Below are 16,289 nucleotides of genomic sequence, written 5' to 3'. Positions count from 1 at the left end.
AGTGAGATAATTAAATACCGTTTATCGGTTACCATTCGTTTATTCTATTGGAATCTAATTTAACAAAAATAAAAATGAGAATAGTAAATGCCCAAAGCCCAGATCCTCCATAACTAAACATAGGTAATGGAATTCCAATCGTAGGAATAAGTCCCATTACCATTCCTATATTGATGAAAAAGTGAATAAAAATGATGGATGCAACACCATAACCATAAACTCTACTAAACTGTGATTTTTGTAATTCTGCAAGATGTAGAATCCGCAATAAGAGTAAAACAAAAACAATGACAACAAAAGCACTTCCTAAAAACCCCCATTCTTCTCCAACTGTACTAAAAATATAATCTGTGTGTTGCTCTGGGACAAACTTACCAGTTGTTCTGGTGCCTTCCATAAAACCTTTCCCTGTAAAACCTCCAGAACTAATTGCTTTTTCAGATTCATTTAAATTATAAGCAAAAGTACGTTTCATTTGCTCTAGCTTTTGAGGATCTTTTTCCAAACGTAACCAAAGGCTTATCCTGTCTTGCTGATGAGGCTTTAAAATACTTTGATAAAAGAATTTTACACCAAACGAAATAGCAATTGAAACTAAAAGAATAAATATAGATTGAAAAATCCGTAATCTTTTTTTACTTAAAAAATGAAAACCTATTAAAAATAACAAAGCAATAATAGATGTTTTTATAGCTCCAAATTTTAACGACAGTACAGATAGCAAAATAATTGAAACACCAATAGATAAATAGTATTTTGGTAAACCTTCACGATATAAAACAAAAAAGAATGCACCATAAACAATAGTACTCCCTGTGTCGTTTTGAAGAAGCACTAATAAGGCAGGTATTAAAATAATTACAAAGGTGCGAATTTGATCTTTAAATGAATTGATATTAGTATTTAAATCACTAACATATTTTGCTACAGCAAGAGCTGTTGCTGTTTTTGCAAATTCACTGGGTTGTAGAGTCATACCGCCAATGGCATACCAAGATGTAGCTCCATTTACAGTTTTCCCGAACAGAAAAAGTCCAACTAAAGACAGCATGGAAACAATATAAATAACACTAGAAAAGCGTTCGTAAAACTTAGCATCAATAGCTAGTAATAGAATAACTAATCCGAAGGTTAAAAAAATAAAAACAAGTTGCTTTCCAAATGGTTGAGAGAAATCAAAATAGTTTAAATCTGTACCCGTATGAGAAGCAGACATAATATTCAACCAGCCAAAACCAACTAACAAAAAGAATAGGATAATGGTAATCCAATCAAATTTAAAATGCTTGTTAGTATCCCTAACCATTAATTTTCTGTATTATTAATTCGGTTTAATTCCTTTTTTAATCGATAATATTCTTGCTCTTCAACTATTTGTAAAGTAGTATATCCATTAATTTTAAAAGGTTCTCCAGAATATGGTTTTGCATATTCGTTTTCAAGTGTATGCTTTAAAAGCCATTCTTCTAAATCTTTCCTTGTTGTATGCCCTTTAATATGACGTTCAATCATTAAACTTGCTACTTTACCTGCAAATCGGCTTCCCCAATAACCGTTTTCAACAAATACAGCGATAGCAATTTTAGGATTGTCTTTAGGAGCAAAAGCTACAAAAATGGAATGATCTGTTAATTGAGTTTTTACGCTATCTATTTTTACAAAATTTTCAACGGTTCCTGTTTTTCCACAAATTTCGATGTCTTTAACTTGTAACGATGATGCAGTTCCTTTTTTGTAAACCTGTAGCATTCCTTCTATTACAGGTTCAAAATTTGCTTTATCAATGGAGGTGTACTTTGGTTTTGTAAATTGTTCTGGTAGCGTTTCGCCTTTAATATTTTTTATAATATGTGGTGTAAAATAATACCCTCTATTTGCAATAGCAGCTATCATATTGGCTAATTGAATAGGTGTTGTAGCAACTTCACCTTGTCCAATAGCATTAGAAATGGTATATGTTGAGTAGAATGTTCTTGGATAAATACGTTTGTAATATGCTCTATCAGGAATTCTTCCTTTTTGACCTACCTTTAAATCGTAACCTAAAAAATTACCTAAACCAAAACTTTTAGCATGTTTGCTCCAAGTATCAATACCTTCTGAAGCGCTTCCACTTTTGTCTAAAATTTTTCTGTAAGTAGTTGCAAAATAGGCATTACATGAACGTTGTATACCACCAGTCATATTATTTCTAGTACCTCTATTGCAATGACACTTCATAAATCTATTACCGTATTTGTACCCTGCATAACAAGTGACGGTTTCTTCAGGAGTTAAAACATTTTCTTGAAGTGCTATTAAAGCATTCATAAGTTTAAAAGGTGAACCGGGTTCGTAAACACCTTGTAAACTTCTATTAAATAAAGGTTTAGCAATAGAATCGTTGTAAAGTTTAGTGAAATTTTTTGAGCGCCCCCTACCTACCAAAATATTTGGGTCGTAAGTAGGTGCAGCCACCATAGCTAAAATTTCACCCGATGAGGGTTCAATAGCAATTACTCCTCCTCTTTTATTTTGCATTAATAACTCACCATAAGCTTGAAGTTCCGCATCAATGGTTATGGTAATATCTTTTCCTTGTTCAGGAATGGTATCAAACTTCCCTTCTTTATAAGGGCCAATATTTCTATTAAATCTATCTTTTTGAATAAACTTAATGCCTTTAACACCCCTGAGTATTTTTTCATAAGAAGCTTCAACACCTTGTTTCCCTATTAAATCTCCCATTTTATAATAAGGGTCTTTTCTAATAATTGCGTTATTTACTTCTCCTATATCTCCTAAAACATTGGCTCCAATTGTAGTTTCATAACTTCTTAATGAACGCTTTTGAATATAAAAGCCATCATATTTTCGCATTTTTTCCTGTAAAACAGCATAATCTTCTTTGGATAGATGAGACACAAATACAGATGGTAACCTTGGTGAATAGCGTCTTGCTTTCTTATACTTTTTTTTGAATTGCTCTTTATCTATTTTTAATAATGAACAAAACTCTATAGTATCTAAAGGTTCCACTTCTCGCGGAATAACCATCACATCATAAGATGGTTGATTTGCTACTAGTAATTTCCCGTTTCTATCATAAACAAAACCACGCTTAGGATAGTCATATACTTTTCTAATCGCATTATCTTCAAAAAGACTATAGTTATTAGAATCGTAGACTTGCAAATAGAATAATCTTGAAAGAAATAAAAGACCTACAGCTATTATGGAAATGAAAAGTAAAAATTGTCTCATTTAGATTTTCTACTAAAAATTATTGTTATAACAACACTTAATAAAATAGTGAATATACTTGAGAATAACGTTTTTTGTAAGATTAAAAGTATCTTAGAAATGCTAAAAATTTCCAATGAAAATAAAACGATATGATGTAATACGGTTAGTAGTGTAAAATAGGTAAGTTTCGAGCCAAAATCTACCGCATTAAATTTCATGGTTTGGTGTTCATATATCATTCCAAATGAAGATTTTAAAACTATAGGACGTATATAAGCTATAAAAACTGATGCTCCTGCATGTATACCTCCAGTATCTAAAAACATATCTATTGTTATACCCAAAAGAAAACTTAGCATAATAAGTATAACACGATTATTACTAACAGGAAATAGCGCTATAAAAAGTATATAAATATATGGGTTTATATAGCCTAGGAAGTTAATGTGATTAAATATTAAAACCTGAACAAATACTAGAGCAACAAAGCGTATGGTATGTATAGAAAAAATACTATTCATTTAATTATCGCTTAGTAGATTTTTAATTTCCTCTTTATTTGCGTTTTCAATGATATAAACATGTTCAACACTAGTCATATCATTAAAAAGTCTCACATTAATTTCATAATAATTTTCAGCTTGGTCTAATTTAAAATCTTCAACAATACCAATTGGCACCCCTTTTGGAAAAATTGAGGATCTCCCTGAAGTTATAATGGTATCACCTTTAACTACAGGTGCAATTTTTGGAATATCAATAAGCTGATTAAATTCAGGTGATGTCCCATTCCAAGTTAAAGTACCAAAGTGGTTGGTTTTTTTTAGCTGTGCACTAATTCTACTAGTGGTATTTAAAATAGAAATAACTGTGGCATAATTAGCACTTGTTTTATCTACAATACCAATAATACCTTTTTGAGAAATAACACCAAAATCTTGCTTAATACTATCGTTTCTACCTTTGTTAAGCGTTAAAATATTGTTGTGTAACGAGTAACTATTCTTTATAACATTAGAAGTATAAAAATTATACGATTTACCAAACATCAGGCTATCTGTAAACACAGAATCCAATGCTATAGCACTGTTGCTTAAAAGCGAACGCAATCTTTTATTTTCTTCTGTAAGTAATTGGTTTTGAGTTTTTAAATCGAAATAATTATTAATATTATTTATAGAATTATAAACACCACCTGTTAAAAAATTAGCTGAATTTATAAACTTACTACGATGATAAGAATGTGATTGGATAGTAAATAAAAGCGAAAAACCAAACAGCAACAAGAACAACAAAAAGTTTTTGTTCCTTATTATAAAATTAATAATCTGTTGCATGGGTTATTTGCCTATTTTATCAATACACTTTTGTATTTAGGTAAATTTTTAAGTGTAATACCTGTACCTCTAACTACAGCACGTAAAGGATCTTCAGCAATATAAACAGGTAAATCTGTTTTCTGAGATAAACGCTTGTCTAAACCACGTAACATAGATCCACCACCAGCTAAATAAATACCTGTATTGTAAATATCTGCAGCTAACTCTGGAGGCGTTTGTCCTAATGTTTCCATTACCGCATCCTCAATACGAAGAATAGATTTATCAAGAGCCTTAGCAATTTCTCTGTAAGAAATAGAAACCTGCTTAGGCTTACCAGTTAATAAATCACGACCTTGAACACTCATATCTTCTGGCGGCAACTCTAAATCTTCAGTAGCTGCTCCAATTTGTATTTTTATTTTTTCAGCAGTACGCTCACCCACATAAAGATTATGTTGCGTTCGCATGTAATAAACAATATCGTTAGTAAAAACATCACCTGCAATTTTAACAGATTTATCGCAAACAATACCACCAAGCGCAATTACAGCAATTTCGGTAGTACCACCACCTATATCAACCACCATATTTCCTTTTGGTTGCATAATGTCTACACCAATACCAATTGCCGCAGCCATTGGCTCGTGTATTAAATAAACCTCTTTTCCATTTACACGCTCAGCACTCTCTTTTACCGCACGCATCTCTACTTCTGTAATACCAGAAGGAATACAAATTACCATACGTAATGCAGGCGTAAAAAACTTCTTTTTTAGAGCTGGTATGTTTTTAATAAACATACTAATCATTTGCTCAGAAGCATCAAAATCTGCAATAACACCATCCTTGAGAGGACGAATGGTTTTTATGTTCTCATGAGTTTTTCCTTGCATTAAACTAGCTTCTTGTCCAACAGCTATGATTTTTCCAGAAATCCTGTCACGTGCTACTATAGAAGGAGCATCAACCACAACTTTGTCGTTATGAATTATAAGCGTATTTGCAGTACCTAAATCTATTGCAATTTCTTCAGTTAAGAAATCAAAAAATCCCATGTATTAATAATATTTATGAAGTTATTATTGAATGCCAGTAAAAGTACTAAAAGTAAAGAAAAAAATAGATGTTTATTATTTATAGTTAAAAAATAATTTTCAATGTAAATTATACTATAAAAATCAAATCTAAATCTCTTCTACAAAAATTATTTTTACTGCATAATAATTTCGTTTATGGAACAAAAATAATACATTTAATCTTATTTATTTGCATTTTATCGATTATTTTTATAATATTGATTGCTTAATTTTCATCAAGGAAATTATTTTTAACCAAATCTATTAACCTAATACCTAATTAATTATGAGTATAAACACATTAGAGGTTACTACACCTCCGGGACAAGCTATCGATCCAAGTAATGTATCGGTAAAACCTTTAAATTCTGAAATTACGTTTAACTTTAATTCTTCTAGCTTAAAACCTTTATCACCACTTGTGCAAGTAAGTTATAGTCCAGAAGGTGATTTACAAGTTAGTGCAGTAGTATTTATTGCATCATCAGAAACACCAAGTTTATCTGCTGTAAATCAAGAATCTGTAATATCAGATTCAGGAGAAACGCAATTAGACTTTTTTATAATCTATGATGCTCCAGAAGTAAGCTACCAAAATTTTAGTGCTTATCGCGTAGATTTTATTATTGAAAACCCACCTGCAGATTTAGTGCAAATTGAAACTTTTCTATGGGATAGTGATCCTGTGACTTCTAGAGGTACTGTTACCCCTGTTGGAGGAGGTGGAGATTAGAAGTTTTCATCTAAATAAAAACGAAATAACCATTAGTAATTACTAATGGTTATTTTTTTTAGATATATTTGTTTTTATGCATTTTTATTTAAGCAAAATCATTGTGAAAAATATCATTTTAGCAGTAATGCTTACTAGTTATCTTCTTTTTTCACAAGAAAAGCATAAAACTGATTTATTTGATTTAGAAGTTCAAGAAAAGATAAATCTAAATAAATCTTATTCCCATTTTTCTAAGGCTGGATTATTTTTTATAGAAAATAATTGGGATTCTACTTTGGTGTATTCAATGCAGCATCTTAATACTATTAAGCAAAATATTGATTTAGCTAATTACGCCCATTATATGAGGGGGTATAGTTTTAACGAAAAAAAACTGTATCAAGAAGCAAATAATGAATTTAATAAAATATCTCCTGAATTTGAATTTGATTTTATTGTTAAAAAACGTTTAGCCGAAATTGCCTTAGAAAAAAATGAATTCAAAAAAGCAGTTTCTTATCTAGAGCCTTTAACAAAATTATCCCTAGAGAAGTATAAATATTTCAAAAAAAGCGAAGTTTTTCAAAATTTAGGCTTGTGCTATCTTCATTTAAAAGAATTTAACCAAGCTGAATCTTATTTAGTTAAAAATGTTGAGTTTAATGAACAATTAAAAGATACTTTAGATTTGATTACAGCTTATGGAAGTATTGCTAACTTATATTATGTGCAGTATAAAGATGATTTAGCAATTCCTTATTTTGAAAAAGCTTACCAACTTTCAAAAAACACAAAAGATTTCGATGCAAAAAGGATTGCAACGCTTAATATGGCTGTTGTTGAAGAAAATCGTAAAGACTTAAGAAAAGCACTAGAATACAGAAAAGAATATGAAAAGTGGAAAGACTCTCTAAACGATCAAAATAAAATTTACGAAGTAGCACAAATAGAAAAAGAATTTGCTGTAAAACAAAAACAACAAGAAGTTAATCTGCTTGAAGCTGAGAACAAATCAAAAATTAGAGAGCGTAATGGCTTATTATATTCTGCATTAACACTTCTTATTTTGCTTGGAGTTGCCTTATATTATTATAAAGAAAAAAGTAAAGCCAATAAAATTATAGTGGCTCAAAAAGAAGATTTAGATGCCCTAAACGCTACTAAAGACAAACTTTTTTCTATTGTAAGTCATGATCTGCGTTCTTCTGTAAACGCATTAAAAACTAGTAATAATAAATTATTAGATAATCTAGAAGCAAAAAATCTAGATGCTCTAGATGAGCAGTTACAGAATAATAGCGCTATTGTAAATGGTGCCTATAATTTATTAGATAATTTATTACACTGGGCTTTGTTGCAAACCGACCAATCTTATTTTGAGATTGCTTCCATTCGTTTGTTTTCTATAGTAGAGCAAACGGCTTATAATTATAAACCTTTAATGCTGGAAAACAATATAGATTTTAAAAATGATGTTTTAAAAAGTGTTTCAATTTTTGCAGATCAAGAATCTCTAAAAATCATTTTAAGAAATTTGTTGGATAATGCCATTAAATTTTCTGAGCCTAACGGTATCATAAAAGTTTATACACAATCTACAAATGAAAAATATTGCGATTTAATCATTGAAGACTCTGGTATTGGAATGCAAGAAAGCACACGATTGGAACTTCTAGAAGATACCATTTCACTCTCTAAGAAAGAAAACAAAAATAGCATTGGAACAGGATTAGGTTTGCAGTTATGTAAATCCATGATTAAAAAAAATAAAGGCAAATTTGATATTGAAAGTGAATTAGGAAAGGGTACAAAAATGATTGTATCTTTACCTTTAAAAGCATAAAATGGAAAACGTAAATGTACTTATAGTTGAAGATACACCAGAGGAAAGTGATGCTTTAATAAAAGTACTAGAAGAAAATAATTATAATGTTGTAGATGTTGCAACTACTTTTAAATCTGCACTAGACATTTTTTACAACAAAGCAATTGATATTGTTGTTTTAGATATTTTTTTAAACGGAAATCCAGATGGTATTGCCTTTGCTGAAACAATAAGTATTACCCCAAACGCCTCAAAACCTTTTGTGTTTTTAACCAGTTCTACAGATCGTAAAATTTTTGAGCGCGCTAAACTTACACAACCTTTTAGCTATTTAATGAAACCTTTTAATGCCCTCGAAATTCTTTATGCTTTAGAAATGGCTGTTGAAAAGTTTTATGCGCAACCCGATGTGTTTTTAGGCGAAGAGGAAGACACCATTATAAGTTCAGAATACTTATTTATAAAAAAAGGTAAATCATTAAAAAAGGTACTTATTACAGATATTATCTATATTGAAGTTGAAGAGAAATACTGTAACATCATTACTGAAAAAGAAAAATTTGTTATTCTTATATCATTAACAAAAATTTCAAAATTATTAGATGCCACCCTTTTTAGTAAAACGCATAGAAACTTCATTGTAAATACTGAAAAAATAATAGAAATTATTCCTGCAGATAATTTAATACTGTTGTCAGGAAATCATCAAGCTACATTAAGTGATACTTATAAAGACATCTTAAAAAATGTACGTACACTTAAATAATTTCTATAGTTCATTTTAAATCATAGTTTCATTTGTCATCAAAATGACAAAAATTATTATTGAAAAAAGCTTATGTCTGCTTTTTCGGCTTTCGTACCTAAAAATTCCTGTTTCATGCCTATTTCTTAAAAAATCCATGCATTTGGTTATAGTTTTATATCAGAATAAAGAACGCTTCAATATAAAAAAGTATGCATTCTGAAGAAAAAGACACAGATAAAACAAATTCTAAAAATGATTCAAAAATGGATTTAGAAAGCACTAGAAAAAAAGTATCAGATTATTTCATATTCATACTAGTTATAGCAGTAGTCATTCAATTAGGATTACTTGTGTACCGTTTGGCTCAATTATAATTTCTATATATAAAATTGAATTACACAATTAAGGGATTTGTAATTTAATTTTTGGATTGTCTGCTAATTAACCAACCATAGAATTCAGTTGAGATGAGGGAAGATTGTTAGTTTTGGGATTAATGAACCTTTCCAAAAAAAAGAGCACTATTTTATTAGTGCTCTTTTATTTTTATAATATGTAAGTAAAGTTTAATGCTTAAAATGACGTGTACCTGTCATTACCATAGCCACATCATTATCATTACAATAATCAATACTTAATTGGTCTTTTATAGAACCTCCTGGTTGAATCACTGCTGCTATCCCAGCATTGTTAGCAATTTCTACACAGTCAGGAAACGGAAAAAAGGCATCACTTGCCATAACTGCGCCGTTTAAATCAAATTTAAAAGTACCTGCTTTATGGATGGCTTGCTCTAAAGCATCAACACGACTTGTTTGTCCAGTTCCACTAGCACATAATTGCTTGTTTTTAGCTAAAACAATCGTATTGGATTTTGTATGCTTACAAATTTTAGAAGCAAAAATTAAATCATCAATTTGAGCCTGAGTAGGTGCTATGTTAGTTACATTCTTTAAATCTTCAGCTTTATCAGTAATGCTATTTCTGTCTTGAACCAAAACACCATTTAAACAACTTCTTACATTTGTTTTTGGCATGTCTATATCATGAATTACTAATAAAATACGATTCTTTTTGCCTTTTAATACTTCCAAAGCTTCTGCTGAAAAAGAAGGTGCAATAACCACTTCACAAAACAACTTGTGAATTTCTTGAGCAGTGGCTATATCAATTTCTTTGTTACTTATTAAAACGCCACCAAAAGCCGAAACAGGATCGCCAGCTAAAGCATCTACATAAGCTTCGTGTAATGTGTTACGTTGCGCTAACCCACAAGCATTGTTGTGTTTTAAAATTGCAAAGGTTGGTGCATCGTTTTTAAATTCTAACATTAAGTTTACAGCAGCATCAACATCTAAAAGGTTGTTATAACTTAATTCTTTACCATGAAGTTTCGTAAACAGTTCATCAAAATTTCCAAAGAAAAATCCTTTCTGATGTGGATTTTCGCCATAACGTAAAACTTTTCCATTAGTTTCGCTAATTTTCAAAACAGCTTCATTGTGGTCTGTATTAAAATAGTTGAAAATAGCCGTATCATAATGAGATGATACATTAAAAGCTTTACCAGCAAAACGTTTTCTGTTTTCCTCAGAAATAACCCCATTGTTTTCAGAAATCAATTCTAAAAACTCTGCATAATCATCAACAGAAGATACACAAATAACATCTGCATAATTTTTAGCAGCAGCTCTAATTAAAGAAATACCTCCAATATCAATTTTTTCAATAATATCTTGATTACTAGCTCCAGAAGCTACTGTTTTTTCAAACGGATATAGATCAACAATTACCACATCAATTTGTGGAATGTCATATTCTGCTAATTCAGCAACATCACCGTCATGGTTTTGTCTATTTAAAATACCACCAAATACTTTTGGGTGTAATGTTTTTACACGACCTCCAAGAATAGAAGGATACGAAGTAACATCCTCGACAGGAACAACATTAACACCTAAATCGTTAATAAATTTTTCTGTACCACCAGTAGAATAAATGGTTACACCTTGTTTGTCAAGTTCTTTTACAATAGGCTCTAAACCATCTTTACTAAATACAGATATTAATGCCGATTTAATAGTTTTTTCGTTGCTCATCTTGTTGTGTTCTTTAAAGAAATATAAATACGTTTAGCTTAAACTTTTAATAAATGCAAAAGTAGTTATTCCTTTTAAAAAATAAGCTTAGGAATTCTCAAAAAAGAAGGTGTTTTTTTAACTAAAAAGCGAAGTTGTTAACAAGAAAATTTAATTTCAAAAAAATAGGCTTGCTAGTGTTTACTTTTTCAAAAGTATCTTTGCCTACCTGAGAGAATTCAGGAGTGTTAAAGAAGTTTTAAGAAAGTATTCCAGCAATTTCAGCACAAACAAATTCCAAAAAACGTTCATCAGCTTCAGTGAACGGATCTGGTGTATTAGAATCTATATCTATCTGTCCTATATTTTCTCCGTTAACAAAAATAGGCACCACAATTTCTGCCTTAACATCAATACTACAAGCAATATAATTATCTTGAGCAGCTACATCTGGTACTACAAAGTTTTCATTACTAACAGCCACTTGCCCACAAATTCCTTTTCCAAATGGAATCACTGTGTGGTCAGTTTGCTTACCAATATAAGGCCCTAGAAGCAATTCGTCTTTATTTTCATTTCTAAAATAAAAACCTACCCAATTATAATATTTAATTTGAGATTCAAGCAACTCACAAATACTTAAAAGTCGCTCATCAACAGTTTTATTTGTTTTGGCAAGAATAAGTTTTACTTGTGGTTTTAACTGTTCAAAATTCATAACGTCGAAAAGTTTTGGCAAAAGTATTTAAAAAGGCGTAATTTCGATATTCAATTCTATATATTTTTTTGAAATCACTTTTTATAAAATACAAGTCGGTAATAAAATTCATCCTTACATTTTTGGTGGTGTATATTATATTGTCTGTAATTTATAAATTGTACTTGCAATATTCTGATGGCTCAAAATTTTATCCAGATTATATAACACATTTGGTATCATTACAAACTGAAGATTTGCTCAATACATTCGGATATAACACCAAGGTTTTACCACACCCTAATGAACCATCCATGAAGTTAATTTTAAATGGGGAGTTTATTGGTAGAATCATTGAAGGCTGTAACTCTATAAGTGTTATTATTCTATTTATATCATTCATAATCGCTTTTTCTGGAAAACTAAAAACCACATTTTTCTATATCCTTTCAGGAAGTGTTTTAATTTATATTATAAACCTTTTAAGAATTGTTGTTTTAGCAATAGGATTACTCGTTTATCCTAAATATGGTGAAGTGTTACATACCGTTATTTTCCCAGGAATTATATACGGTATGGTGTTTTTATTATGGATTTTTTGGGTGAATCGTTTTTCTAAATTAAAAAAGAATAATGCATAAAATCACGAAATACATATTGCTTTCAGTTTTAGTGTTACTTCTGATTTTAATTAGGTTTTACGAAGACGTCCTGTTTTACGACCCGTACTTAACCTTTTTTGAAAACGATTATTTATACATTGATAGTCCAAGACGAGAAGTAGCAAAATTAGTTGGCTTCACAACCTTGCGCTATGTTATGAATACAATTATTTCATTAGTGATTTTATTTCTTGTTTTTAAAGATAAAAGCATTATTAAATTCTCAATATTCATTTATGGAATTGCGTTTATTATACTTATGCTTTTCTACTTGTATTTTGTAATAAACCCAAAGCAAGAAGATTATTATTTGTTTTTTAATATTCGTCGTTTCCTCATCCAGCCTATATTTTTAATTCTGCTATTACCCGCTTTTTACTACCATAAACTTAAAAATTAAGTGTTAATCATTTTGTAAAGTTGAAAAGGTGATTTTAAATTTTCGTATTTTTACAGCGTGTTAAAACAACTATTACATAAAACATTTTCAATTAGTTTAGCACTAGTTGTATTATTTTCAACGGTATCATTTACTATTGAAAAACATTATTGTGGTGATGTTTTAGTTGATGTAGCTGTTTTTGCTGAAGCAGAAAAATGTGGAATGGAAGCTATGGAACTAGCTCAAAAAAAATCGTGTTGTAAAGATGAAATTGATGTTATTGTAGGACAGGATGAATTAAAAGTATCTTCTTTTGAAGATTTAGAATTTGAACAACAACAGTTCTTATCTGCATTTATTTATTCTTACATCAATGGTTTTGAAAGTTTACCAAAACAAACTATTCCTCATAAAGATTATTCTCCTCCTAACTTGGTTACAGATATTCAGGTTTTAGACCAAGTTTTTATCATTTGATTTATTCATTTTTTGTCATTCTGAACGTATTTCAGAAGCTATTTCCGTTTTAAGGAATTGATTCAAAAAACAATAAATTAAAAACATCATGAAACATACATATACAGTTACAGGCATGACCTGCAACGGATGCAGAACATCTGTGGAAGATAAATTAAATGCGCTTCCAGAAGTTAAAAATGCTTCAGTAAATCTAGAAACATCTGAAGCCATTATTGAAATGTCTAGTCATATTTCAACAGAAACATTACAAAATGCACTTTCTGATAAATACAGTATTTCAGAAAAACACATATTCAATACACCAACCGACATTAACGCTCAAGAAAAAAGTGAATTACAACAATTATTCCCACTGTTTCTAATATTCGCTTACATTATAGTGGCTTCTATTCTACTAAACAATAATCCTTGGAACACTAATGGATTAATGCTCGATTTTATGGGCTTATTCTACATTGTTTTTAGTTTTTTTAAACTATTAGATTTAAAAGGGTTTCCAAAATCATTTAAAATGTACGACCCATTAGCTAAGGTAATGCCCGTTTATGGTTGGGTGTATCCGTTTATAGAAGTTGCTTTAGGAATCCTATTTTTAATGCGAATTGAAATCCCAACAGCATTAATTATAACCTTAATCATTTTAGGGATTACTACCATTGGAGTTACTAAAACCTTGCTTGATAAAAAATCAATCCAATGTGCTTGTTTAGGAACAGCATTAAAACTCCCAATGACTAAAGCTACATTTATTGAAAATAGTATTATGATAGTTATGGCCATTATTATGCTTATTAAAATCTATAATTAAAATGAAACAGATAATATATACACTATTGCTGTTTCCGATTATAGGTTTTTCTCAAAATACTATTTCAGGGATAGTTTTAGAAGCTAATGAACAAAACCAAAATATTGGTTTAGCAGGTGCAAACGTCTATTGGTTAAATACGGAAGTAGGCACAGTAACTGATATTGATGGAAATTTTAAACTTCCATACAAACCAGAATATAAAAAATTAGTAATTAGTTACGTTGGTTTTAAAACTGATACACTAACAATAAATGCTCCTAGCAAAATAAAACATTGGTTGCAACCTACAGATAACTTAGATGCTGTTACGGTAAAGTCAAGAAAGCAAACTACTGCAAAATCATATTATAAATCAGCAAACGTAATTAATGTAAGCAGTGATGAATTATTAAAAGCAGCGTGTTGTAACTTGTCTGAAAGTTTTGAAACTAACCCATCTATTGATGTAAATTTCGCTGATGCCATTTCAGGAACTCGACAAATTAAAATGCTAGGATTAACAAGCCCATATATTTTAATTGCTACTGAAAATATTCCTTCTATCCGTGGTGCATCTCAAGCTTATGGTCTCAGTTTTATTCCTGGAACTTGGGTAGAAAGTATCCAAATTACAAAAGGCGCAGGAAGTGTGGTTAATGGTTTTGAAAGTATAGCTGGTCAAATTAATACAGAGTTAGTAAAACCATTAACTGACGATAAATTGTTTGTTAATCTATATGGAGCAACTAGTGAGCGTTTGGAGCTAAATGCACATATCAATACTAAAGTTGATGATAAATGGCACACGGGTTTATATATTCACGGAAATACTCACAACAAAAAGCACGATGTAAATAATGACGGGTTTTTAGATATGCCCTTATTTAATCAGATTAATGTGATGAACCGTTGGCAGTACATAGATACCAAAAAAGGGTTTGTAAGCTTTATTAATTTGAAATTTTTAAATGATGAAAAGCAAACTGGCGAGTTAAATTTTAGACCAAACACCGATAAACTCACTACCAATAATTGGGGAAGTGAAATTGATACTAGACGATATGAGATTTCAACAAAATTCGGATATGTAAATCCAGAAATACCATGGCAAAGTATTGGGGTGCAAACAGCTTTTAGTAGTCATAAACAAGAATCTTACTTTGGTTTGAATGTGTATGATATAAAACACAATAGTTTATATGCGAATGCTATTTACAATTCGATTATAAGCGATTCTCGTCATAAAATAAAAACAGGTTTAAGCTATACTTATGATCATTATGATGAATTAGTGAATACAACCGATTATGAAAGAACAGAAAACTCAGTTGGTGCTTTTTTTGAGTATAGTTTTGATAATTTAGAATTGTTTAATCTTACCGCTGGTGTTCGAGTAGATCATCATAATTTATTAGGAACTTTTGTAACTCCAAGAGTACATGCAAGATATTCACCTTGGGGTAAATCGGCATTCAGAGCGTCTTTTGGACGCGGTAAACGAAGTGCAAATATTTTCACTGAAAATCAGCAACTATTTTCAACATCTAGACAAATTAATATTTTGAATTCTGGAGGTAATATTTATGGATTAGATCCTGAAATAGCATGGAATTATGGTTTTTCTTATTTGCAAGGATTTAATCTCTTTGGTAGAAAAGCAGATATGACTTTTGATTTTTATAAAACAGATTTTACAAATCAAGTGGTTGTAGATTGGGAAAACCCTCAGGAAATAAATTTCTATAACCTTGACGGGAAAAGTTTTGCTAATAGCTTTCAAGTTGAATTGAATTATAATGTTTTTGAAGGTTTTGATTTAAGAACTGCGTATAAGTTTTACGATGTAAAAACCGATTATAATTCTGAGAGGTTAGAAAGACCCTTAACACCAAAACATCGCATATTTGCAAATGTTGGTTATGAAACTAAATTGAAAGAGAATGGTTCGCACTGGAAGTTTGATGCTACTTTTAATTGGTTAAGCAATCAACGTTATGCATCAACAACAAACAATCCTACTCAATATCAATTACCTGATCGAACACCAACAGTAGCAACTTTAAATGCACAAATAACCAAAGTGTTTTCTCCTAAATTTGAAGTATATTTAGGAGGCGAAAATATTACCAATTTAAGGCAGTCAAATCCAATTTTAGGAGCAGATGACCCTTTTGGTGCGAATTTTGATTCTACATTTGTATACGGTCCAATTTTTGGAAGTATGTATTATGCAGGATTGCGATATAGAATAAAATAAATAATATGTCATGCTGAGCGTAGACGAAGCAT

16 protein-coding genes are annotated in these 16,289 nt (G+C 30.3%); 9 read left to right on the top strand and 7 right to left on the bottom strand.

The annotated features are described in order from the left end of the window. Positions 1–28: 28 nt before the first annotated feature. From rodA to DIS18_RS07495, 5 genes are read right to left on the bottom strand one after another with little or no spacing between them, the layout of a single operon-like run. Positions 29–1,306 (bottom strand): rod shape-determining protein RodA, encoded by a 1,278-nt coding sequence (gene rodA / locus DIS18_RS07515; protein WP_109352377.1) that lies wholly within the window; start codon positions 1,304–1,306, stop codon positions 29–31. Next, complete coding sequence (mrdA, locus tag DIS18_RS07510; protein WP_109352376.1) at positions 1,306–3,243, bottom strand: penicillin-binding protein 2; 1,938 nt, start codon at positions 3,241–3,243, stop codon at positions 1,306–1,308. The genes rodA and mrdA overlap by 1 nt, the downstream gene beginning before the upstream one ends. Further along, a complete protein-coding gene (locus tag DIS18_RS07505) occupies positions 3,240–3,746 on the bottom strand; it encodes a rod shape-determining protein MreD (protein ID WP_109352375.1) in 507 nt (168 codons plus the stop codon). Before DIS18_RS07505 ends, mrdA begins: the two co-directional genes overlap by 4 nt. Continuing rightward, entirely contained in the window at positions 3,747–4,562 is an 816-nt protein-coding gene (gene mreC / locus DIS18_RS07500) for a rod shape-determining protein MreC (RefSeq protein WP_109352374.1), read from the bottom strand. Between the two features lie 11 nt (positions 4,563–4,573). Continuing rightward, positions 4,574–5,602: a rod shape-determining protein gene (locus tag DIS18_RS07495; RefSeq protein ID WP_109352373.1), complete on the bottom strand. Its 1,029-nt coding sequence runs from the start codon at positions 5,600–5,602 to the stop codon at positions 4,574–4,576. Between the two features lie 307 nt (positions 5,603–5,909). Between DIS18_RS07495 and DIS18_RS07490 the strand changes: the two genes are divergently transcribed. From DIS18_RS07490 to DIS18_RS14930, 4 genes are all read left to right on the top strand, one after another. Further along, entirely contained in the window at positions 5,910–6,356 is a 447-nt protein-coding gene (locus DIS18_RS07490) for a hypothetical protein (RefSeq protein WP_109352372.1), read from the top strand. Between the two features lie 103 nt (positions 6,357–6,459). Continuing rightward, positions 6,460–8,181, top strand: a complete 1,722-nt coding sequence (locus tag DIS18_RS07485; protein WP_245925605.1) for an ATP-binding protein — start codon at positions 6,460–6,462, stop codon at positions 8,179–8,181. Position 8,182: 1 nt separating this feature from the next. After that, the gene (locus DIS18_RS07480) at positions 8,183–8,929 is read left to right on the top strand and encodes a LytR/AlgR family response regulator transcription factor (RefSeq protein ID WP_109352370.1); all 747 of its coding nucleotides are present in this window, start codon (positions 8,183–8,185) and stop codon (positions 8,927–8,929) included. Between the two features lie 191 nt (positions 8,930–9,120). Continuing rightward, on the top strand, positions 9,121–9,285 hold the full coding sequence (locus DIS18_RS14930; protein WP_181363999.1) for a hypothetical protein: 165 nt from the start codon (positions 9,121–9,123) through the stop codon (positions 9,283–9,285). Positions 9,286–9,477: 192 nt separating this feature from the next. Here the strand turns inward: DIS18_RS14930 and purH are convergent, their stop codons facing one another. Beyond that, positions 9,478–11,010: a bifunctional phosphoribosylaminoimidazolecarboxamide formyltransferase/IMP cyclohydrolase gene (purH, locus tag DIS18_RS07475; RefSeq protein WP_109352369.1), complete on the bottom strand. Its 1,533-nt coding sequence runs from the start codon at positions 11,008–11,010 to the stop codon at positions 9,478–9,480. Between the two features lie 238 nt (positions 11,011–11,248). Then, entirely contained in the window at positions 11,249–11,707 is a 459-nt protein-coding gene (locus tag DIS18_RS07470; RefSeq protein ID WP_109352368.1) for a GAF domain-containing protein, read from the bottom strand. Positions 11,708–11,775: 68 nt separating this feature from the next. Here DIS18_RS07470 and xrtF point away from each other — a divergent pair, with 68 nt between their 5' ends. From xrtF to DIS18_RS07445, 5 genes are all read left to right on the top strand, one after another. After that, positions 11,776–12,327: an exosortase family protein XrtF gene (gene xrtF / locus DIS18_RS07465; protein ID WP_109352367.1), complete on the top strand. Its 552-nt coding sequence runs from the start codon at positions 11,776–11,778 to the stop codon at positions 12,325–12,327. After that, positions 12,320–12,748 (top strand): exosortase F system-associated membrane protein, encoded by a 429-nt coding sequence (locus DIS18_RS07460; protein WP_109352366.1) that lies wholly within the window; start codon positions 12,320–12,322, stop codon positions 12,746–12,748. Before xrtF ends, DIS18_RS07460 begins: the two co-directional genes overlap by 8 nt. Positions 12,749–12,805: 57 nt before the next feature. Next, the gene (locus tag DIS18_RS07455; RefSeq protein WP_109352365.1) at positions 12,806–13,207 is read left to right on the top strand and encodes an HYC_CC_PP family protein; all 402 of its coding nucleotides are present in this window, start codon (positions 12,806–12,808) and stop codon (positions 13,205–13,207) included. An 88-nt stretch (positions 13,208–13,295) separates the two neighbouring features. Continuing rightward, positions 13,296–14,018, top strand: coding sequence for a heavy-metal-associated domain-containing protein (locus DIS18_RS07450; RefSeq protein ID WP_109352364.1), 723 nt, complete (start codon positions 13,296–13,298; stop codon positions 14,016–14,018). Between the two features lies 1 nt (position 14,019). After that, positions 14,020–16,257 carry a TonB-dependent receptor gene (locus DIS18_RS07445; protein WP_109352363.1) on the top strand — a complete coding sequence of 746 codons (2,238 nt, stop codon included), beginning with the start codon at positions 14,020–14,022 and terminating at the stop codon, positions 16,255–16,257. Positions 16,258–16,289: the final 32 nt, after the last annotated feature.

Source organism: Algibacter marinivivus, from assembly GCF_003143755.1.
Lineage (GTDB): Bacteria > Bacteroidota > Bacteroidia > Flavobacteriales > Flavobacteriaceae > Algibacter_B > Algibacter_B marinivivus.
Note: the sequence above shows the minus strand (reverse complement) of the source record. Positions and strands in the feature narration are given on the sequence as shown.

What these genes read in the sequence shown, in the direction of transcription:
- rodA (WP_109352377.1), bottom strand. Translation starts at nt 1,306, where the DNA reads ATGGTTAGGGATACTAACAAGCATTTTAAATTTGATTGGATTACCATT.
- mrdA (WP_109352376.1), bottom strand. Translation starts at nt 3,243, where the DNA reads ATGAGACAATTTTTACTTTTCATTTCCATAATAGCTGTAGGTCTTTTA.
- DIS18_RS07505 (WP_109352375.1), bottom strand. Translation starts at nt 3,746, where the DNA reads ATGAATAGTATTTTTTCTATACATACCATACGCTTTGTTGCTCTAGTA.
- mreC (WP_109352374.1), bottom strand. Translation starts at nt 4,562, where the DNA reads ATGCAACAGATTATTAATTTTATAATAAGGAACAAAAACTTTTTGTTG.
- DIS18_RS07495 (WP_109352373.1), bottom strand. Translation starts at nt 5,602, where the DNA reads ATGGGATTTTTTGATTTCTTAACTGAAGAAATTGCAATAGATTTAGGT.
- DIS18_RS07490 (WP_109352372.1), top strand. Translation starts at nt 5,910, where the DNA reads ATGAGTATAAACACATTAGAGGTTACTACACCTCCGGGACAAGCTATC.
- DIS18_RS07480 (WP_109352370.1), top strand. Translation starts at nt 8,183, where the DNA reads ATGGAAAACGTAAATGTACTTATAGTTGAAGATACACCAGAGGAAAGT.
- DIS18_RS14930 (WP_181363999.1), top strand. Translation starts at nt 9,121, where the DNA reads ATGCATTCTGAAGAAAAAGACACAGATAAAACAAATTCTAAAAATGAT.
- purH (WP_109352369.1), bottom strand. Translation starts at nt 11,010, where the DNA reads ATGAGCAACGAAAAAACTATTAAATCGGCATTAATATCTGTATTTAGT.
- DIS18_RS07470 (WP_109352368.1), bottom strand. Translation starts at nt 11,707, where the DNA reads ATGAATTTTGAACAGTTAAAACCACAAGTAAAACTTATTCTTGCCAAA.
- DIS18_RS07460 (WP_109352366.1), top strand. Translation starts at nt 12,320, where the DNA reads ATGCATAAAATCACGAAATACATATTGCTTTCAGTTTTAGTGTTACTT.
- DIS18_RS07450 (WP_109352364.1), top strand. Translation starts at nt 13,296, where the DNA reads ATGAAACATACATATACAGTTACAGGCATGACCTGCAACGGATGCAGA.
- DIS18_RS07445 (WP_109352363.1), top strand. Translation starts at nt 14,020, where the DNA reads ATGAAACAGATAATATATACACTATTGCTGTTTCCGATTATAGGTTTT.